At 53.0% G+C, this 20,380-nt stretch carries 20 protein-coding genes; 6 read left to right on the top strand and 14 right to left on the bottom strand.

Translation table 11 applies throughout. From position 1 onward, the window contains the following. Window positions 1-5: 5 nt before the first annotated feature. Window positions 6-1,400 carry a glycoside hydrolase family 1 protein gene (locus tag WFO64_RS08655; protein WP_337010759.1) on the top strand — a complete coding sequence of 465 codons (1,395 nt, stop codon included), beginning with the start codon at window positions 6-8 and terminating at the stop codon, window positions 1,398-1,400. A gap of 72 nt (window positions 1,401-1,472) precedes the next feature. Here the strand turns inward: WFO64_RS08655 and WFO64_RS08650 are convergent, their stop codons facing one another. The 6 genes from WFO64_RS08650 to WFO64_RS08620 form a co-directional block, all read right to left on the bottom strand. Next, window positions 1,473-2,600, bottom strand: a complete 1,128-nt coding sequence (locus tag WFO64_RS08650; RefSeq protein ID WP_337010757.1) for a Fic family protein — start codon at window positions 2,598-2,600, stop codon at window positions 1,473-1,475. 1,132 nt (window positions 2,601-3,732) lie between these two features. Then, window positions 3,733-4,818 (bottom strand): ABC transporter ATP-binding protein, encoded by a 1,086-nt coding sequence (locus tag WFO64_RS08640; RefSeq protein ID WP_337010755.1) that lies wholly within the window; start codon window positions 4,816-4,818, stop codon window positions 3,733-3,735. Window positions 4,819-4,820: 2 nt separating this feature from the next. Next, a complete protein-coding gene (locus WFO64_RS08635; RefSeq protein ID WP_337010753.1) occupies window positions 4,821-5,768 on the bottom strand; it encodes a carbohydrate kinase family protein in 948 nt (315 codons plus the stop codon). A gap of 2 nt (window positions 5,769-5,770) precedes the next feature. Then, a complete protein-coding gene (locus WFO64_RS08630; protein WP_337010751.1) occupies window positions 5,771-6,610 on the bottom strand; it encodes a carbohydrate ABC transporter permease in 840 nt (279 codons plus the stop codon). Then, window positions 6,600-7,508 (bottom strand): carbohydrate ABC transporter permease, encoded by a 909-nt coding sequence (locus tag WFO64_RS08625; RefSeq protein ID WP_337011038.1) that lies wholly within the window; start codon window positions 7,506-7,508, stop codon window positions 6,600-6,602. Before WFO64_RS08625 ends, WFO64_RS08630 begins: the two co-directional genes overlap by 11 nt. Window positions 7,509-7,517: 9 nt before the next feature. Beyond that, window positions 7,518-8,765 (bottom strand): extracellular solute-binding protein, encoded by a 1,248-nt coding sequence (locus tag WFO64_RS08620; protein ID WP_337010749.1) that lies wholly within the window; start codon window positions 8,763-8,765, stop codon window positions 7,518-7,520. Between the two features lie 297 nt (window positions 8,766-9,062). Here WFO64_RS08620 and WFO64_RS08615 point away from each other — a divergent pair, with 297 nt between their 5' ends. After that, window positions 9,063-10,232: an ROK family transcriptional regulator gene (locus tag WFO64_RS08615; protein WP_337010747.1), complete on the top strand. Its 1,170-nt coding sequence runs from the start codon at window positions 9,063-9,065 to the stop codon at window positions 10,230-10,232. 42 nt (window positions 10,233-10,274) lie between these two features. On the opposite strand, the gene WFO64_RS08610 is transcribed toward WFO64_RS08615, so the two are convergent. The 3 genes from WFO64_RS08610 to WFO64_RS08600 form a co-directional block, all read right to left on the bottom strand. Continuing rightward, complete coding sequence (locus tag WFO64_RS08610; protein ID WP_337010746.1) at window positions 10,275-11,549, bottom strand: Glu/Leu/Phe/Val family dehydrogenase; 1,275 nt, start codon at window positions 11,547-11,549, stop codon at window positions 10,275-10,277. 465 nt (window positions 11,550-12,014) lie between these two features. Next, window positions 12,015-12,404, bottom strand: coding sequence for a DUF1090 domain-containing protein (locus tag WFO64_RS08605; RefSeq protein ID WP_337010745.1), 390 nt, complete (start codon window positions 12,402-12,404; stop codon window positions 12,015-12,017). 121 nt (window positions 12,405-12,525) lie between these two features. Beyond that, window positions 12,526-13,296, bottom strand: a complete 771-nt coding sequence (locus WFO64_RS08600; protein WP_337010743.1) for a MerR family transcriptional regulator — start codon at window positions 13,294-13,296, stop codon at window positions 12,526-12,528. Between the two features lie 356 nt (window positions 13,297-13,652). On the opposite strand from WFO64_RS08600, the gene WFO64_RS08595 reads away from it, so the two are divergent. After that, window positions 13,653-14,048, top strand: a complete 396-nt coding sequence (locus WFO64_RS08595; RefSeq protein WP_337010741.1) for a hypothetical protein — start codon at window positions 13,653-13,655, stop codon at window positions 14,046-14,048. A 46-nt stretch (window positions 14,049-14,094) separates the two neighbouring features. Here WFO64_RS08595 and WFO64_RS08590 read toward each other — a convergent pair whose 3' ends face one another. Both WFO64_RS08590 and WFO64_RS08585 read right to left on the bottom strand, forming a co-directional pair. Continuing rightward, complete coding sequence (locus tag WFO64_RS08590; RefSeq protein ID WP_337010739.1) at window positions 14,095-14,568, bottom strand: nuclear transport factor 2 family protein; 474 nt, start codon at window positions 14,566-14,568, stop codon at window positions 14,095-14,097. 50 nt (window positions 14,569-14,618) lie between these two features. Beyond that, the gene (locus WFO64_RS08585; RefSeq protein ID WP_337010737.1) at window positions 14,619-15,053 is read right to left on the bottom strand and encodes a 6,7-dimethyl-8-ribityllumazine synthase; all 435 of its coding nucleotides are present in this window, start codon (window positions 15,051-15,053) and stop codon (window positions 14,619-14,621) included. A gap of 391 nt (window positions 15,054-15,444) precedes the next feature. On the opposite strand from WFO64_RS08585, the gene WFO64_RS08580 reads away from it, so the two are divergent. Beyond that, window positions 15,445-16,152, top strand: a complete 708-nt coding sequence (locus WFO64_RS08580; RefSeq protein WP_337010735.1) for a phage antirepressor KilAC domain-containing protein — start codon at window positions 15,445-15,447, stop codon at window positions 16,150-16,152. Window positions 16,153-16,280: 128 nt separating this feature from the next. Here WFO64_RS08580 and WFO64_RS08575 read toward each other — a convergent pair whose 3' ends face one another. Next, on the bottom strand, window positions 16,281-17,078 hold the full coding sequence (locus WFO64_RS08575; protein WP_337010733.1) for a MetQ/NlpA family ABC transporter substrate-binding protein: 798 nt from the start codon (window positions 17,076-17,078) through the stop codon (window positions 16,281-16,283). Window positions 17,079-17,362: 284 nt separating this feature from the next. Here WFO64_RS08575 and WFO64_RS08570 point away from each other — a divergent pair, with 284 nt between their 5' ends. Then, on the top strand, window positions 17,363-17,746 hold the full coding sequence (locus tag WFO64_RS08570; protein WP_337010731.1) for a cupin domain-containing protein: 384 nt from the start codon (window positions 17,363-17,365) through the stop codon (window positions 17,744-17,746). A 167-nt stretch (window positions 17,747-17,913) separates the two neighbouring features. Next, the gene (locus WFO64_RS08565) at window positions 17,914-18,495 is read left to right on the top strand and encodes a DJ-1/PfpI family protein (protein WP_337010729.1); all 582 of its coding nucleotides are present in this window, start codon (window positions 17,914-17,916) and stop codon (window positions 18,493-18,495) included. 49 nt (window positions 18,496-18,544) lie between these two features. Here the strand turns inward: WFO64_RS08565 and WFO64_RS08560 are convergent, their stop codons facing one another. Together WFO64_RS08560 and WFO64_RS08555 are read right to left on the bottom strand one after the other, a co-directional pair. Beyond that, on the bottom strand, window positions 18,545-19,231 hold the full coding sequence (locus tag WFO64_RS08560; protein WP_337011036.1) for a molybdate ABC transporter substrate-binding protein: 687 nt from the start codon (window positions 19,229-19,231) through the stop codon (window positions 18,545-18,547). Then, entirely contained in the window at window positions 19,231-20,280 is a 1,050-nt protein-coding gene (locus WFO64_RS08555; protein WP_337010727.1) for an ABC transporter substrate-binding protein, read from the bottom strand. The genes WFO64_RS08560 and WFO64_RS08555 overlap by 1 nt, the downstream gene beginning before the upstream one ends. Window positions 20,281-20,380 lie beyond the last annotated feature (100 nt).

The raw sequence follows: 20,380 nt of genomic DNA, 5'->3' as shown, positions 1-20,380 counted from the left end.
ACAGGATGAAAACTTTCCCGGATTCATTTTTATGGGGCGGAGCTGTTGCCGCTAATCAGGTTGAAGGCGCATGGCGTGAAGAGGGTAAAGGCCTCTCAACCTCTGATGTTCAGCCACAGGGAATTTTTGGCCCGGTACTGGCGCGCGTTGCAGGCAGCCAAAGCCTTAAAGATGTGGCGATCGATTTTTATCACCGCTACCCGGACGACATCCGGTTGTTTGCAGAGATGGGATTTAGCTGTCTGCGTGTTTCAATCGCATGGACGCGTATTTTTCCAAATGGTGACGAGCATCGACCCAATGAAGCGGGTCTGGCCTTTTATGACAGGTTATTTGATGAGCTTGCAGCACATCACATTGCCCCATTTGTTACGCTGTCACATTATGAAATGCCCTGGAACCTGGTGAGGCAGTATGGTGGCTGGGGTAATCGCCAGGTGATTGGCTTCTTTGAGCATTATGCCCGCACGGTGTTTACCCGCTACCAGAAGAAAGTCAAACTCTGGCTAACCTTCAACGAAATCAACATGTCTCTTCATGCGCCGATGACCGGCGTGGGTCTGCCTGAAACCAGCAGCAAAGGCGAGATTTATCAGGCGATTCACCATCAACTGGTCGCCAGTGCTCTGGCAGTTAAAGCCTGTCACGAGATAAATCCTGATGCCAGAATCGGCAATATGCTGCTGGGTGGTCTGGTCTATCCGCTGAGCTGTAAACCTGATGATGTGCTGGAAGCGCTGCAGGAAAACCGGAAATGGCAATTTTTTGGCGACGTCCAGTGCCGTGGTGCTTATCCGGGCTATATGTTGCGGTTCTTCCGCGAGAGTAATATTCAACTGGATATCACTAATGACGATCGCCAGATACTCAAATCGACCGTTGATTTTATCTCGTTCAGCTACTATATGTCCGGCTGCGCCACCGCCGATGAGGCGCTGAAGCAGCAGATACGGGGTAATATTCTGAGCATGGTGCCAAATCCACATTTACAAAGTTCTGAGTGGGGCTGGCAGATTGACCCACTAGGCTTGCGTACCTTGCTGAATCTGCTGTGGGATCGTTATCAAAAGCCACTGTTTATCGTTGAGAACGGACTGGGCGCCAAAGACATTCCGGATGCAACTGGCGTCGTGCAGGATGACTACCGCATCAGCTATCTCAATGATCATTTGGTTCAGGTGCGTCAGGCCATTGAAGATGGTGTTGAGGTCATGGGTTATACCAGTTGGGGGCCGATCGATCTTGTTAGCGCCTCTAAAGCCGAATTGTCTAAACGTTACGGTTTTATTTATGTTGACCGCGATGACAATGGAGAAGGTTCGCTGGCTCGCAGCCGAAAGAAAAGCTTCTACTGGTATAAAGAGGTCATTACGACAAACGGGGCCTCTCTCAAAGGCTAATCTCCACGCTGAGCGGTACGTCGCGGCTATCGCGATGTACCGCTCCGTTCTCAGCGGTCAAAACAGCCCCATTCAGTGCGTATTGCAGGTTTTAATCTGATAACGGGTGCTCCTGCCGCCACCCTCCAGCCGGTAAAGGCAGCCTTTTTCAACCAGATCTGCCAGATGCCGGGTAGCGGTGGCTTTACTCACTCTGGCTACCTTCTGATACTGACTGGCGCTGATCCCCAGTTCGAATCCCTGTTCGCCGCCGTCTAATAACCGGTTCAGCACTTTTACCTGTTCCGGATTAAACCCCATCCCCTGATGCCGCAGCCAGAAACGCGCTTTCATTTGGGTGCGATCGATGACGTTTATCGCCTGTTGCAGGCTCTCATCCAGGATATCCAGAAACCAATCCAGCCAGCGGGTGATATCAAGGTCGCCCTTCTGCGTCTGTTCAAGGATGCGGTAATAACCTGCACGCTGCGCCAGAATAGCGGGTGACATGGCATACAGGCGGATGCTCTGACTGTCGGCCTGCGCCAGCGCCAGATCGGTTAACGCTCGCGTGATACGACCATTACCGTCATCAAAAGGGTGCAGGGTGACAAACCACAGATGGCAGATGGCGGCGCGCAGCAATGGGTCTAGCATGACATCATGCTGACTGTTGTTAAACCACTCCATAAAATGCGCCAGCTGTTGCTCTAGTCCGTCTCGCGGTGGTGCTTCAAAATGCACTGTGGGGCGATCAATGCGACCTGAGATGACCTGCATCGGCTCACTGCCGCGCAGCGTGCCGACGCTCAGGCGCCGCACAGTCCATTCATCTGCCGGGAAGAGCCATTGATGCCATTGATAGAGACGTTCCAGCGTCAGCGGCTGGCTACGGTTGTTGATTGCATCGAGCATCATGGCAGCCAGACCTTCTGAGCGATCCGAGACAGGATAGGGTTGCTCTTCCGTGACGCCTAACCGGCGCGCGAGCGATGATCGGACCGATTGCACGTTGACCTGCTCCTCTTCAATCGCGGAAGAGGAAAGGATATTACTCAGCAGGGTATCCAGCGTCTGGGTTTCGCTATCTGAATGGAGACTGGCACGGCCCAGCAGCAGTCCGCGCAGCTGCTGCAGATGGCGCAGGCGCGGTAACAGCACGGCATCCTGCCACTGAAAATGGGGCCAGTCTGGCTGTTGCCAGATCCACTTAACGCTCATAGTCGGCTCACAGTAAAAGGAGATGAGCCGAATAAAAGATGGTATTCGGCTCATTTGGTGAGTCGATGATAGCGAATTTTTGGCTCACAGGCCAACCGAGCTGAATTAAGGGCAAAAAAAAGGACCCGAAGGTCCAGTTTGCTTAACGGGAGAATTGCATAAACGTGTCTGAATAGTAGTGGACGATCCAGGCGACATACGCTAACCAGACAAACATCCCAATGGCTAATCCTGATTTACCGATCATTGATCTCTCCTCGGTGATATGGGAACGACAGCAACTGTTGACATAAACTGACAGTAAAGGCGGGCGGCTGTATTGCTGTAGATCAAAAAAAGCCTGGTCAATAGCAACGCAATAATCCCTTCCCGATCAAGTTCCAGGAATTACGCACTGTGAGACCATTATCACGACGTGATAAAGGCCATTAACGTTCAAAATCGCTGCCAATAGAGGTTCTTACGAGCAAGGTAATCCTATGGAGATCAAGGAAAGGGTAAATTCCAGGGGAAGCGCCAGTTAACACATAAGAAAAAAATGAATACCCGTGCCCAGAGGCTGATCATGGTTAGTTTGACGATAAGGCTGAGATAGACCGTGACTATCAGCGTTCTCAGCGGTCAGTCAGGTAAAGAGCAGCAAGCACGGGCAAAAAAAACTCTGCAGCAGATTGCACCGAACCGTGGCTGACAAATACAGCAGGAGCTGAGTCATGCGCGCGATAATGTCAGTTATCTTGGGCAAAGTCGGGTCTTGCCTCCCGCCGGTATCACCGATCGGAAAGCGGTCGACAGGGTGATGGCGTAAGCGCTGCGCGCGAATTCTGATTATCTGTCGATGTCGGTGATATTCGAACAGAATGCGTTTGATAGCCGCGATGCTGAGTTCACCCCACAGGCGGGTCAGGCACCGCAGGGCAGCTATGCCTATAAGAGTGTGCCGACGTTGATCACCTGAGTGCCTGCCAGGATTATCGCTCAGGGCACCATAAAGGCGATCGTCACGTCTGACACTTCACTTAACGCGATGGGCTGCCAGGGATCGTTCTTTTGCGTATTAGCGAAAGGCATATACTCCCTGATCCAGTATCTGACGCACTGATTTAAAAACCCGCCGCTGGCGGGTTTATGTTTATGACTGTTCCGTCAGCCGCATGCCGCTGGTGGCATCAAACAGGTGCATTTTATCTGGATTAACGGTCACCGGCAGCGTGCCGCCCGGCACGGCATCGCTGCGACCGGTCAGCTGCATATGCAGCGGAAAACCCTGCCAGGTCAGATGCAACAGGGTCGATTCGCCGGTGATCTCAACGATATTCACTGCCGCCGGTTGGCCGCTGATATCGCTAATCAGATCGTGTGGTCGTACGCCCAACGTAACCGGCTGACCGGTCTGTTGCTGCGCTGCACTGTGCCAGCGACGCGGCAATGGCAGCCACTGCTTGCCACAGCAGACGCCAGGCAGTCCATCCTGAAACTGGAAACAGGCATTCAGCAGATTCATCGGCGGCGAACCGATAAACCGCGCCACAAAGGTGTTAACCGGCCGGTCGTAAATTGCCAGCGGCGCGCCCTGTTGCACAATGACCCCTTCTTTCATCACCACAATTTGATCCGCCAGCGTCATCGCCTCGACCTGATCGTGGGTGACATAGACCATAGTGGTTTTGAAACGCTGATGCAGCGATTTGATCTCGGCGCGCAACTCCATGCGTAACTGCGCATCAAGGTTAGAGAGTGGCTCATCAAACAAAAATACCTGCGGATTACGTACCATGGCCCGTCCCATCGCCACGCGCTGTCGCTGTCCACCCGACAACGCCCGGGGATAACGCTGTAACAGCTGATCGATGCCAAGAATGCCAGCAATACGGGCGATTTTGCTTTTCTGCTCCTCGCGCTTCACCTTTTTCACCTGCATGTGAAACGCCAGATTCTCCGCAACGGTGAGATGCGGATAGAGCGCATAACTCTGAAACACCATGGCGATATCCCGGTCGGCAGGATCGAGATCGTTAATACGTTTCTTGTTCAACATGATCGCCCCGTCAGAGACGGTATCCAGACCAGCAAGCAGGCGCAGCAGGGTGGATTTACCACAGCCGGAGGGACCGACCAGCACAGTGAAACTGCCATCAAGGATAGTTAAATCCAGCGGGTGCAGTACGCTCTGTTTACCGTAACGCTTCGCCACCTGTACAAGTTCAATACTGGCCATGTTCAGCGCACCTCATTTGATAGTTGGAGTTGTTGCCAGCTGGGATAGCGGCGTGGAGAACTGCTTATCGCCTGCGATGCGACTTCAATACCCCAACGCAGCGCCGTGTGCGATGACTGGCGGTAGAGCAGTGCAGTGAGAAAACCGGCATTAAAACTGTCACCGGCACCAATGGTATCGACCACCGTCACGGGCTGTGCGGCGGCATACTGTACAGAGGCGGCAGACCAGAGACGCGCGCCCTCTGCGCCACACTTGATCACGCAACCGCCGCGACCACTGAGCTGGGATGCCAGCCGTTTACCGCTTCGCTCCAGCAGGTCTGCACCCGCTAAACCCAGCGCTTCCACCTCATTCAGCAGCAGCCAGTCACATTCCGCTAACCAGTTGCCAACCTGTAAACGGAGTTCTTCGCTCCAGCCCGCTGGCGGCCAGCCGGTATCGACGGCCACACAGAAGCCACGTTGCTGCAGTGCCGTCAGCAGCGCCGGATAGTGTTCATAGAGTGCGAGACAGAGAAAGGTGCCGCACAGCAGCACGATGTCGCCCGGCGTCGCCTGCAACGGCAACTGACCCAGCACATCTTCAGCGGTCAGCACGGCAATATGGCCGTGATTGCTGAGAAAGGATCGTTCGTTATCGGGATGGGTCACGCCCACCGTCAGCGAAGTCTCACAGGCATAGCGTGGCCAGTGCGCAGCACTGTGGGGGAAGTGGCTGGCAAGCCAGTGACTGAAACCATCATCGCCTTGATTGGCGATAGCCCGATGCGGGACCTGCATCGCCTCCAGCGCCAGCGCGCAGTTACCTGCTGATCCACCGGGACGTAACTCGCTGTGCTGCAGCATCACTTCCGTACCGCGCTGCGGCCAGTCGCTGAGCGTGCTCATGATTAAATCAACATTGATATTGCCCACCACATACAGGGTAGACGTGAGGGTATTGACCATAATTATCCCTTACTTCCGCCGCTGGTGAGACCGCTGACCAGCGTCTTCTGCAACCAGAGTGCAATAAACAGTGGCGGCACCGAAGCCAGAATGCCGATCGCCGCGATCAGCCCGTCATCAGTTGCGCGTCCGGCGGTAAAACCGGCAATCGCCACCGGCAGGGTCTGTGCCGAAATATTGCTGGTGAACAACAGCGCGTAGAAAAACTCATCCCATGCAAGCAGCCAGCCAAACAGTGCGGCGGCACCCAGCACCGGCTTCGCCAGCGGTAGTGTGATGCGCAGCAGAACCTGCCAGAAACGCAGGCCATCAAGCCGAGCCGCCTGTTCGATATCACGCGGTAGCGAGTCGAACTGATTCTTCAGCATCCAGGTCAGAAACGGCAGGATCAGCGAGCAGTAAACCATTACCAGACCGGGACGGGTGTTGAGCAGCCCCAGTTGTTGCAGCAGAAAGTAGAGCGGCAGCACAAACGCTACGGGCGGCACCATATAGATCGCCAGCGCGCCGGAAAGCCAGGCATCGCGACCACTGTAGCGCGAGAAGCTGAACGCCGCCGGTATCGCCAACAGCAGTGAGATCGCCGTAGCCACCGTAGCCACTAGCAGGCTGTTGCCGAGGGCATGCAGAAAAATATGACCCGGTTGATTCGGTTCCAGTGATAACAACCCCTGATAGCGGCTGAAATCCCACTGACGCGGTAGCCACTCTAGCGGTACGCGGGAGAGATCGCTGGCAGAACTGACGCTCATCAGAAACAGCCAGCCCATCGGGGCCAGAATGCTGATGGCGATCAGCAGCGCGGCCCCATAACGCAGCATCCGCCGCAGTTTAGTTTTCATAAGCAGAACTCCGGCGGCGCTGGTGCCATAACATCAGCAGATAAAGCGTGATAAGCAGGGCACACATCAGCGTCATCAGTATCGCGTAAGCGGCACCGCTGCCGGCACGCAGATAGCTGAACGATTCCTGATAAACGAAAAAGCTCAGGGTTTTGGTGCTGTCCACTGGGCCGCCGCGCGTCATCACGTAGATGATGTCGAAGATCTTAAAGGCATCGATGGTGCGTAACACCAGCGCAACGCCAAGTGGTGCAACAATCGCCGGAAAGGTAATCGCCCGGAAACGACGCCAGGCGGATGCACCATCCAGCCGTGCCGCTTCAAACAAATCCTCAGGGATCGACTGCAGTGCCGCTAACACCAGCAGGGTGACCAGCGGATAGTTTTTCCAGATATCTGCGAACATCACCGCATTGAGCGCCGCATCCGGCGATCCCAGCCAGCTGCGATAGCTATCAATAAAGCCGAGCTGGCTGAGCAGGGCATTGATACTGCCGTAATCAGGATTGAAGTTCAGCCGCCACATCATGGCATTGACGATGGTCGGCAGCGCCCACGGCAAAATCACCAGCACGCGTAACAGGTTGCGCCCGATGAATTTCTGGTTCAGCAGCAGCGCCACCAGCATGCCGATAATCCCTTCAAAGGTGACCGACACCAAGGTGAAATAGAGCGTGCGCCAGATCGACGCTCGAAAATCGGCGTCGCTGAGTGCATAGAGGTAGTTATCCAGCCCAATCCAGGCAGGTGTTTCACCACTGGCAATCAGCGCGGCATCAGTAAAGCTGAGCCAGATGGTGCGCAGCAGAGGCCAGGCAGTTAATAACAGCATCACCAGCAGCATGGGTGCCAGTAGCACCCATGCCTGACGCTGTTCGCGTTGACGCAAACTCAGCATCATGACTCCTTAACGCAGCCGGGCGGCGCTTTTATCAACCGTCGCCATCGCGTCCTGCGCCGGGGTTTTACCCAGCAACACCTGCTGTAACTGCTGCTGCAACTGGTTGGACAGGCGCGAGTAGTCAGCGGTCTCTGGACGTGACAACATCACGTTTAGCGATTTATCCGCCGCGGCTATCAGGCTCTCCTGATCTTTTTTCACCGCCTCATCCTGATAGGAGGATTTCCAGATCGGCAAACTAAGCTTCGCATATTGATTCTGTACCGGCTGTGAGGTCATGTACTGAATGTATTGCCATGCTTCATTAGCATGCGTGCTGCCTTTAGTGATCCCCAGCCCCATTGAGCCGTTGACCGCACCAACTTTTCCCGGCGCATCGCCCGGCGCAGGCATGATGCCAACCTCGCCCGCCACGTTGCTCTGCTTCGGATCGTTCGCCATGTTGTACATGTAGGTCCAGTTCAGCGCGAAAGCCGCGTCGCCATTAGAAAACGATTTGCGTACATCCTCTTCCAGATATTCACGGGAAGCCGGATTAGTGAGGCCATCATCAAGCGAGCTTTTCATCAGGTTCAGCGCCTTTAGTGATGCGGGGCTGGAGAAATTGAGCTTGCCGTTCTGATAGAAGTGACCACCAAATCCTGACACCAGCGTGGTGTAGTCACATACCAGCGCCTCAGCCTGGGACCAGCTCCAGACCAGCGGATAAGTGACAATCTTTTTCTCCTTGATAATTTTTGCGTCATTCAGCACCTGCTGCCAGGTCTGTGGCGGCGTGGTAATACCCGCTTTAGTCAGCATCGCTTTGTTGTAGTAAAGGTATTTGGTATCGAGGATCCACGGCATACCCAGCGTTTTACCTTTGTAAACCACCGTGTTCATCGCGCCCGGGAACACCTTTTGTTTATCCTCTGGCGTAATGCGTGCGCTGACATCCTGCAGCAGATCGAAACGGGCGAACTCCGCTGGCCAGATGGCATCGAACAGCACTACATCGTAGCCATTGCCGCCAGCCCCACGCGCCGCTACGATCTTGTCGTGCAGCGCTTCATAAGGGACAAACTCCAGGTTGACGCTGACATCCGGGTGTTGCTTGTGAAAATTTTGCGTCATCGCGCGGATATCGTTTTCGCTATAGGCTGCCTGGGTCATAAACAGCGCGTTAATCTGGCTCGCTGCCGACGCGCTGCCTGCGCTTAACATCAGTAACGCGGCAAAACCGGCTTTCAATTGGGGGATATAATGCTGTGACATGATCTTCTCCACTAGGCAGCAACAGGCTGTCGGTTAATTAAATCAATTTGATTGATTTAATAAAGGGCGTAATTCAGGTCAGTATGTGCGCTGACCTGTCGACATTTAAGCAAACGGCATGCCACATCGCCGGATGACTATGAAACAAAGCCGTAACAATGCTGAAACCCACACTGCGCTTTTATGGCAATATTGCCTATGCTGACGCGTGGAAATTGCGTGCAGCATCAAAGATATTGTTTGCCCGAATACTTTCGAAGACCAATACTGTCGGGTTGCGCTGTAATGGAAAACAACATGAAAACTTCGGGTACGAACCTTGAACATGCGCGGGCGCACAACCGGCGTGTCGTGATTGAAGCTATTCGGCTGCACGGTGAGCTGACCCGCGCTGAGCTGGCACGCATGACAGCGCTGACACCGCAGACCGTCTCAAATATCGTTGCCGAGCTGGAGCAGGCAGAACTGCTGACCCGCCGCCAGCCGCGCCGCAGCGGGCGGGGACAGCCTTCAATTCCAGTTACGTTAAATCCCACCAGTGCCTGGTCAATCGGCATTCATCTTGACCACCAGACGCTGCTGCTGGTGCTGGTCGATCTCAGCGGAGAAGTGCATTTCCGCCGCCTCGAGCTGGTGCAAAAGCCCCAGCCCGCTGCCACTCTGGCGTGCATTGCCAGCGTGCTGCAGGAGATGCGCGCCTTCCTCGGCACGCAGTGGCAGAAAGTCCTGGGAATTGGCGTGGTGATGCCGGGGCCTTTTGGCGTGGAGGGCCTTTCATCGGTGGGACCGACCACGCTGAACGGCTGGGAGCAGGTCGATATCGAGGCTGAACTGGGCACGATCAGCGGCCTGCCGGTGACGCTGGAAAACGACGCCACGGTCGCCGCCATCGGCGAACGCTTTCACGGCACGGCGCGTCACCTTAACTCCTTTATCTATCTCTATATTGGCACCGGCCTGGGCGCGGGGATTTTCACCGATGGCCATATCTATACCGGCCACGCCCATAATGCGGGCGAGATTGGACACATAGTTGTTGAGCCGGGCGGTCGCGACTGCTACTGCGGTAATCAGGGCTGCCTTGAACGCTATGTGTCGTTACAGGCCGCCTATGAATTTTGCGGCCTCGATCCGATGCGTGCGTTGCCGGAAGATCTGTTGCAGATTGAATCCGCGCGATTCATCGCCTGGATTGAGAGTGTTACGACGCCCTTGCGTCAGGCGATCAATATTCTGGAGTCGGTATTTGATGCTGAAGCGGTAATTATCGGCGGGATGATGCCTGCGCCATTGCTGGAGCAGATAGTCGAGCGTTTACCGCCACTTTATCAGTCGGTGCGCGGACGCTATATGAACGAAATGCGGCTGAAGATCGGCATGACCGGCAGTGATACCGCAGCACTCGGGGCCGCAGCCTTGCCGATTTTCGATGAATTCAACCCGCAGTTTCAGGTGCTGATGAAGTAGGTGAGGAAAATGGCGCTGTTGCAGGCAACAGCGCCATGAGCATTAACCCGGATAGATACCGCGATCTTTACGCGCCATCAGAATACGCTCACACGCCACGATATAAGCCGCGGTGCGCAGCGAGCAATCTTTCTCCTTCGACTTTTCCCAGACGTGAACCATGGCTTCCGTCATAATCTTATCTGAGCGACGATTGATCTCATCTTCACTCCAGAAGAAGCTGGCCATGTCCTGAACCCATTCGAAGTAGCTGACGGTCACGCCGCCGGCATTACAGATGACATCCGGCACCACGATAATGCCGCGCGTGGCCAGCATATCATCCGCATCCGGATAGGTTGGGCCGTTTGCACCTTCCAGCACGATTTTGCAGCGCAGGATCTCTGCGCGCTCACGGGTAATCTGACCCTCCAGCGCGGCCGGAATTAGAATATCCATCTCAGTACGCCAGAACGCCTCTTTCTCAATGTTTTGTGCGCCGGGGAAACCTGCTATTTGCTTATGGGCGATCTGCCATTCGGTCAGGGCAGCCATATTGATGCCGTCTGCATTAAACAGCGTAGCGGTATGATCCTGAATCACCACAACATGTGCGCCCGCCTCATCAAACAGGCGTGCCGCTTCGCTGCCGACGTTACCAAAGCCCTGAACTGCCACACGTGCGCCTTCAATTTCAATACCTGCGCGGCGTGCCACTTCGCGTCCGGTGATGAACACGCCGCGTCCCGTGGCTTTTTCGCGACCCAGAGAACCGCCAAGGTGGATCGGTTTACCAGTCACAACGCCGGTGACGGTGGTGCCGAGATTCATGGAGTAGGTGTCCATCATCCAGGCCATTACTTTGCTGTTGGTGCCTACGTCCGGTGCCGGGATATCCTTCTGCGGCCCGATGATAATCCCAATCTCGCTGGTATAGCGGCGAGTGAGACGCTCGAGTTCACTTTCGGAAAGCTTGAATGGATCAACCCGGATGCCCCCCTTGGCACCACCGTAAGGTAGATTAACCGCAGCACATTTGATGGTCATCCACGCGGATAGCGCCATGACTTCATTAAGATCGACATCAGGATGATAGCGAATACCGCCTTTACCTGGGCCGCGCGAAAGGTTGTGCTGAACGCGATAGCCTTCGAAATGGCGAATTGAACCATCATCCATCTGGAGGGGAATATCAACAATCAATGCACGTTTTGGATGACGCAAAGTATCTATCCAACGTGAAAGGTCACCCAGATAAGGCGCAACCCGGTCGATTTGCTGTAAGTAGGTGGACCAGGCAGATGTGCTGCTTTCAGACGCATAAGATAACTTATCCATAAAAAACCTTTCTTAATGAAGTTATTTGTTGTGGGAGCCATGGATGGTGAGCGCACTGCAGTGCGCAGACATAATCTAACACTCCTGAAACAAATAAGATGGGGTACCTGACACCCTGAAGCGTAGTAATGCCCATGTATGGGTCAGTATAATTGAATGAGATTATCGTTTTTTTCGCCAATAAATGCATGAAAATGCATCTGAAGTGCGGCGTTTATGCATGTGGCGGAAAGTATCGCTATCTTGCAATTCTTTGAGGGTGTTCAAAAAGTTAAATAATTGATCGTAACCATATTGACTTTGCTGCACCAATTAAGTGCATGAGAATAAGTAATCAAAGGATTATATAAAGTAATGTATTGTGCAGAAATAATCGTGGCTAATCAGTTAAGTAGAAGAGAGGGATTATGCAGGGGTAGAGTCATTAAAATGAAAGGGCCAGCACAATGGGCTGGCCTGACAGCATTACTGATGCAGAGCCTGTTCGGCGTCTTTCAACTCCTCGCGCGCTTCAGCCAGTTTATATTCACGCTTCTGGATCTTGCTGGCACTGCGACCTTCCATTTTTGCTTTTGCCAGTTCCTGTTCACGTTCCTGCACCTTTATCTTTTTCTCTGCCACTTTTTCCTGGCGCTGCTTTAACAAGCTGCCTTCGGTACAGTTCTGCTCAACTTCGCGCAGCGCTTTTTCAAGGCCGGCAACCTGATGGGTATTATTGTGCTGGCGGGCAAAAGAGAGTTGGGTCTCAATCTCCTGCTTTTTGGCGGCACAACCAGTCAGGGCAGAAGCCGCGTGAGCAGCAGTAAAAGTAAGCGGTAACAGGCAAAGGCTGAAGGTCAGTAAAGTCTTTTTCATCATAGTCTCGTCAATGAGTCAGGGTTGTGGCACCAGTATACAAAGCCACCTTAAGAGATTCTTAACGAAAAAAAATATTTACTGGCGTGAGAAAAGGAGGGAAAGGAAAAGCTGCCTGCTGTCAGGCGGCGGTAGATGTGGAAGACTGGATGTAATGCAAATTACAATCAGGTCCACTGAGCATCACCGAATGACCAATCTGACGCTGCTGTTCAAAATAGTCCTGCATCTCCTGATTGATCCCGGCACCACACCACATCACATGATGTTGATGAAGCCTGGTTTTGAGTGCAGGCTGTCCAGTTGCTCGCGAGTCAACCTCGACATTAAAGCCCATTGCGGTAAGACGAATCGCTTCCAGCCAGATTTCAGTTTTATCAAGTACGCTTACCGCTTCCAGAAACAGAGGAATCGATGATTCGTTACGTGATGAGATGCGCATGACTTTATCAGCCTGCTGCTGAACCGTTTGCTCAAATCGATCGAGACGGCGTGACGCTCCCTGACGTTGATCGGCATAAAGCCATACGCTCAGAGGGCGTAGCAAATTGATGATGAAATCATCACCACTGTAGTTGCTGGACATATGGTGCATCTGACGAGAAAGCGACAACGGTGTGCCAAATTCAAGCTGCCAGAGCATGTCGCCTTTTCGTGCTTCCCAGCCAAAAGTAGTGACCTTTGAAGCGCCCAGTTGACCCTGCCTGATTTCTTCAAGCGTCGCGCCAGTGGCCGTCAAGCCAACCAGGGTATAGATTTCAGTGAGGTGAGTCTCACTCCAGTTTTCTGGATTCTGCTGCGGCGTCAGTAATCCCTGCTTCATCCAGCGCTTGAGGTTCGCGGGATGCGCGCCAGTTATCGCACAAACAGTATCGGTAGTATAAGAATGCATATCGTGCCCTCTGGAGAGGGAAAGGCCGCCGGCACTAACCGGGGATGAAACACTACTATGAACCTTATAACAGAGAATTAACAGAAGAATAACCGGGCAAAATCGTCAATTAACCCCCGTGACGCTGCGCTTATTCTCCATTATTCTATAATTAAATTCATGCTGATCAGTGGGTTAAGCATGCCGCCAGCCGGCAACAGAAAGACTGTGTATTTATTCAGTAAACATTCTTTACGTAAATATACCGGTCAGGGGAGATTAAACTTTTTTAAGAGCATGCTGACCTCTGTCCCCTTTAATCCACCCTATAAACCGTTAAAATAGTGGGTTCTGATGATCAGGAGAAAGAGTGCCAAATGCGTTATCGTTTTATTCTCGCCGTTGTGACGGCTGCTGCTGTACTGACCGGTTGTGCGAAACATGCCGCAAGTGATGCACCAGATGAATTTGCCGCTGGCCCCACGCAGATTGATGTCTCACACATCAAGACCCGCGCAGATGATGGCTCCAGTGTGTTCCTGACTGTTGATGGTAAAGACGCCGGTAGATTGCCGAATGGTGAAAGCATGCTGCTACATGTTCCGGCCGGAAAACACCAGATTGGCGGTTATGTTCCGACGCTGTTTGGTATGGGTCGGGTGACCATTGCGCCGGTAGAAGTGACCACGTCACCACAAGATGTTAAAAAAGTGGCTTACACGGTCACGCGCAACAAAGCGACCTTTGTTGAGAATAAGGGTGAGCAGGGCTGAGTTGATGACGGCGGAGAGCCCCCGCTCTCCGCTGGTAATGCCAGAGCTATAAGCCGAGTTCGCTCAGTGAAGGGTGGTTGTCAGGGCGCCGGCCCTGTGGCCAGTGGAACAGCCGCTGTTCATCACTGATTTTCAGATCGTTGATGCTGGCAAAGCGCTGCATCATTAAGCCCTGCTCATTAAACGCCCAATTCTCGTTGCCATACGAGCGATACCATTGTCGTTGTTCATCATGCCATTCATAGGCAAACCGCACTGCAATCCGATTGTGGTCAAAACTCCATAGCTCTTTAATCAGCCGATACTGCTGCTCCCGCTGCCACTTTTGCTGCAGGAAAGCGATAATTTCTGCCCTGCCGGTCAGAAAGGTATCGCGATTACGCCATGTGCTATCTGCTGAATAGGCCAGAGCGACTCGCTCTGCATCCCGGCTGTTCCAGCCATCCTCAGCCAGGCGTACTTTTTCTATCGCTTGTTCGGGCCGGGTAAATGGCGGTAAAGGCGGACGTGAATTTTCCAACTTTCTCTCCTTAATAACGCAGCTAGATGCCTTACAGGCAGCCGGGATCATCAGAGTTCAAGGGCGTGGATCTGACAGACTGCACGCGCCGCTTCCTGGCCTTTTTTGACGAAGTGCTGGGTGTAAAAGTCGACAAACTCTGCCGACGGCTGGAAATTATGCGGCGTAAGCGACACCGAGAAGACCGGCACATTAGTAGCCAGTTGCGCCTGCATCAGGCCACTGACGACAGCCTGCGCGACGAAATCATGGCGATAGATACCCCCATCCACCACCAGTGCCGCACAGACAATCGCATCGTAATTGCCAGTCTGTGCCAGACGTTGCGCCAGCAGCGGCATTTCAAAAGCGCCCGGAACATCCCATGTTTTCATCTCATATGACGTTCCGCGACGTTCCAGTTCCTGCTCGAATCCGGTCAGAACCTGAGAAACGATTTCGCTGTGCCAGTTAGCTTTAATAAAAGCGACTTTCAACGGCTGCATGACTTACTCCAGTAAAAGGTGACATCCAGTAGTAACGGGTCAGACTGAGGCCCTGCACCCCGAATAGAAAATAGTGAGCCTGGCAGGCCAGTAACCTGCTAACAGCCTTCACTATACTGTAATGTAAAGGGTCTGTGTCCATCATTGTGATGATATGTGAACGAATGGTGTGCTGATCAGCATCCTCTGATAATCGCAGAAGATCGGAAAGTGCCAGAAACGGCGTTTAAAACGTACTACTCACACCCGAAAGCGTCCACTCACCCCGCTTTTTGCGCAACAGGTTCCAGTTACGTTACTGCTCAAATAAAATACTGGATATTTGAACAGGTATTTGTATAATAAATCCACTGTCCCACGGGTATCGGTAGTGTTAGTGAGGGGTAAATCCATGATGATTTCGACTGAAAGCCTCAAATCTCTGGAACAATCGGTCACAATGAGCAGCCGTGAACTGGCTCAGATGACCGGTATTACACACGGAGAAGTGAAGCGATTAATCAAAAGTCTGGAGACGGCTCAGCGTCTCTCCCAGCCACTCAGAATGAATGAATATGAGTGGGAAGGGGAAGTGCGTCAGGAGTACCGTCTCAGCAAGCGAGATTCGCTGCTGGCCGTGGCACGTCTGTCGCCTGGCTTCACTGCAGAAGCCCTGGATCGCTGGCAGGATCGCGAAAAAGTTTCACATTTGCCTGACTTTACCAATCCGGCTGAAGCAGCACGCGCCTGGGCTGAGCAGTTTGAACAGCGTCAGGCAGCGGAGCAGCAGCTGGCTCTGTCAGCACCCAAGGCGGCGTTCTTTGATAACTTCGTTAAGGTTGATGATAGTCTGGGCTTTCGCCAGCTCTGCAAAATGCTGAAAGTGAAAGAACCTGAGTTCCGCCGGTTCCTGCTGGAGCGCAACATCATGTATCGCGCGAAAGGAACCCTGACGCCACAGCACGACCATCTGCAGGCGGGATACTTTACGCTGCATACCGGAACTGGCGAAAACCAGCACGCTTTTTCTCAGGCACGTTTCACGTCTAAAGGGGTGAAATGGGTCGCCAGGCTGTGGGCAGGGCATCTCTCTGCTCAGCCAAAAGGGGCAGCAGCGTAACTGCACCTGTGCTCCGGGTTGTCGCTGATGTGACAGTGCAGGCAGATGTGCAGGTTAAAAAGCAGATATCAAAAAGGCCGCAACAGAGTGCGGCCTTTTTGATCGATAAGAATCGGTCAGGTGGCGGTTTACCAGCCTTTGATGGCATCACCTTTGTAGACTTCCTGAGCTTTTGCCGCAACTTCCGGCGATTGCAGCGCAGACTTCAGCTTCTGAATTTTGTCACTGTCTTTATTATCTTCACGTGATACCAGCGCATTGACGTAAGGCGACGAGGCACTTTCCATAAATAAGCCATCGCGGTGTGCTGATAATCCAGCCTGAGCTGAGAAGTTGGTATTGATGATCGACAGAACAACGTTTGGATCGTCTAAAGTACGGGTCAGCTGTGGCGTATCCACTTCAACCAGCTTCAGGTTTTTTGGATTTTCGATGATATCCAGCGAGGTCGGTAAATAACCCACACCTTCTTTGAGTTTAATCAGACCCTGCGCCTGAAGCAGCAGCAGGCTGCGTCCCAGCGTGGTGGCTTCGTTAGAGAGGGTGATCGTGGCTCCATTCTGCAGTTCACTGATGTTTTTAATTTTGTGCGAATAAGCCGCAATCGGGAAGACGAAAGTCTTACCTACCACGGCAAACTTATAGCCACGCTCTTTAGACTGTGACTCAAGATAAGGCAGGCTCTGGAAGGCGTTGGCATCAACTTCTTTGTTATTCAGCGCTTCATTTGGCAGTACATAATCATTGAAGTTAAGCACTTCAACATCAAGTTTATATTTATCTTTCGCAACCTGCTTAACCACCTGCCAGATCGCTTCATCAGGCCCGGTATTAATTGCGACTTTAACTTTGTTATCGTCATCTTTTGAGCAGGCGGATAATAATAAAACAGAACTGGCGAGTAATGCCGTAAACAGACCTTTCATTATCAGAAATCCCTCAGGTAGTAGAGGGTTTCAAAGATAATACAGAACTCACAGGTTGCGTACTTGCTGTGGAATATATCTTATAACCATAATGCTGATTTTGAACATTCATTAACCAGTGACGTAGGCTGTCTGTTAATGACTGGCGTTATCCCGGTCATCAGTTGGCTGATATTTTCCTGTCAATAAGCGTATTCATACTCAGGCGGGCATCAACGCAATTTTCTTCTACGCTTAGTAATCCGTCATTACGGGCATTTATTGATTATTAACAGGGATTAACTATGTCAAAGCAGGATAACGGGATTAACGCAATTGAAGTGATGCGAAGCAGCCAGGCCTGGAATGGTGAGGTTATTGACGCTTATCCCAACGGCGAACCGGAACTCACGGTCATGCGGTTGTCATTGCCTGCCCATACGTCATTACCCTGGCACACCCATCCGATGCCTAATGCGGCGTTTATTCTTTCCGGCACCCTGATTGTTGAGGACAAAGAGAGCGGCGAACAACGCACTTTCCAGGCGGGTGAAGCCCTCAATGAGACGGTCAACAGTGCGCATCGGGGCTATACCCTGGAGGAGCCAGCCGAACTGGTAATTACCTATGCCGGTGTAAAAGGGCAGAATCTGACGGAGCCATTGCCGGGGGAACCTGAAGAGTTTTGAGTTCAATGTTCATCATGGCGCATCACGGCAGCATCGCCTGCTGCCGTGATTAAACCCAAATCAGAGCCCGCTCAGACTTGATTGAGATCAGTAAATTGCACACCTATAAAGCCCAGGATTAAACGTTTCTGCTTCATCCACCCCACCAATGTAAAAGGGATTTTTTCATGGATAAGAACGTTGCCCTGCTGCTCGCCCCTGGCTTTGAAGAAGCTGAAGCCATTATCACACTCGATATCCTTTCACGCCTTGGCATTCGCGTTACAACCCTGGCATGTCAGCCTCACCGGGAGGTAACCAGCTATCACCATGTGAAGGTTATCGCCGATGAGTTGCTGGGGGCAAATGGGGAGTCGCTGTATGACGCGGTGATTGTACCGGGCGGTCCTGACGGCAGCAAAAATCTGGCGGCCAGTGCTGCAGTCATCGATTTTATACGCCGACATGATGAAGCGGGTCGCCTGATCTGCCCAATCTGCTCCGCAGCGGCCAGAGTCCTGGCGCCACACGGTCTTTTGAGGGGGCGTCGCTATGTCAGTTCCGGCACTTCATCAAAAGGTGTAAGCGATGGCGTTTACGTCAAGGCACCCGTCATAAAAGATGGCAACCTGCTCACTGGACAAGACCTGGGCGCCGCATTTGACTTCGCCTTCGCGATTGCATTTAGCCTGACAGGTGAGGGCGAAAGCGTCACCGAACAGGCTGAACACATCAGCCACCCGCTAAATATGGATTTCGCTAAGGTTTAATTGTCAGCGTTTTCGCGCACTGAAACGACATGCTGGCGGGACGCACCTTTTACTCACGGCAAAACCCTGCTTGCCGCAGTACCGCTTTTGCCTGCGCCGATGCTAAAAAATCCGCCAGCCGCTGTGCGGCTGGCGTGATGAGCGCGCAGGCATAGCGCGCAACAGGATTAAAAGCCGCAGGGATCTCAACAACTGTCAGCCCGGCAATCTGGCTCAGGGCCGCACTGTAACTGGCATAGCCGATAAACAGATCGGCGTGATCTTCCAGGAGAATCCATTCTGCCGCCAGCCTGTCTGGGGGAATCGCTGCAGAGTTACGCCCGCCAACCAGTGGTCGTGCGCGCTGGCGTACCGCTTCACCGGCTTCTCCCATCAGAGAAAAAAGCGCCTGTGCGTAATCACCAGAGGGATCAGCTGCTGGCGTGGAGGTTGCGATCCGTAGCGCGTCGCGGGTGAGCAGCTGGTACCAGTCGTCTCCCAACTGCAGCCGATCGCTGCGAACCGTAATACAGAGCCTGTTGGTCGCAAACGGCATGATGGCCAGCGCTCTCCGGTCATCCAGCAGTTTCTGCGGATGGTCCTCACTGGCTGAAGCAAAGAGATCGCAGGGCTCACCGGCTTCAATCCGTTCGCGGAGGAGACCAGCGGGACCAAACCGGGTTTCGACTGACGCAGGGAAGTATGCCATCAGCGCGGGCCAGACTGGTTTCAGGCTACCCGCCGCCAGTACACGGATCATTTTGTTTCCTGATACGAAGTGCGATAGAAGCGCTGATACCAGCGATTAGCCAGCTTCTTCATATCTACATCCTGAAACTTCTGCGGATAGAGTCTTTTCGCCATCCACAATTCGCCAATTCCCATGGCTTCCGGCATCGGATAGCCCCAGGCTTTGGCGTAGTCCGGCATCAGATAGACACGATGATTTTTTACTGCGTCGATCGCCTGCCATTGCGGTGAATGGTTGATTTCATTCACAACAGAGGGGTAGCGATCCTGCACAAAAATCACCTGCGGATCCCAGGCGATAACCTGCTCCATCGACACGGTTTTGTATCCCTTCACGGTAGCCGCAGCGACGTTAACCGCCCCCGCATGCAGCATCATCAGGCCGGTATATTTCCCTGAGCCGTAGGTGGTCAGTTCCGGGTTTGCCATATAGGCACGAATACGTTTCTCGGCTGGAATATCCTTCAGGCGGTCGCTAACTATTTTGCGACCCTGATCGGTTGCCTCAATCAGCGCTTTCGCCTCAGCGGGTTTATTGACGATTTCGCCGATAAGCGTAATCCCCTCACGTAACCCTTTGTTGTAGGCCATTTCCTCGTCGTCGAGGGTCGGATTCATTTTTGCCTTATCATCCGCATTGTCATGACGCAGTGAGATCGCCACCACCGGAATGCCAAGTGCGGTAATGCTGTCGATCATCTCATGCGGCGCATAGTTGGTCACAAACACCACCTGTGGATGCAGTGCCACCAGTTTTTCCGGGTCGACATGCGTCAGGTCCCCCAGCGTGGTTATGCGGTTCAGCTCAGGAGCCAGGCGGGCATAACCATCCCCCAGCTGCTGCTTCCAGTTCGCCATCACACCGACGATTTTATCGGTGGCGTTCATCTGCACCAGCAGGTTGAGCGTCTGATGCTGCAACACCACAATACGATCTACGTGGTCAGGAATCGTGACCTGACGGCCAATCTGATCGGTTATCTGGCGCGATGCCTGGGAAGAGAGCGGAAGGAATATCAGTAAACCGAGTGTGCATGCCTGCCAGAAGCGCTTCATAAACTATCCTCGAAATTCGTTATGTAGCGAATTGTATAGCGATAAGTCATCTGCGTCACGGCTCGGGTCATTGTTCAGGCGTTGAAGTGAGTACGAAAGA

The sequence above is a fragment of the Pantoea sp. AS142 genome (assembly GCF_037152305.1).
Lineage (GTDB): Bacteria > Pseudomonadota > Gammaproteobacteria > Enterobacterales > Enterobacteriaceae > Pantoea.
Note: the sequence above shows the minus strand (reverse complement) of the source record. Positions and strands in the feature narration are given on the sequence as shown.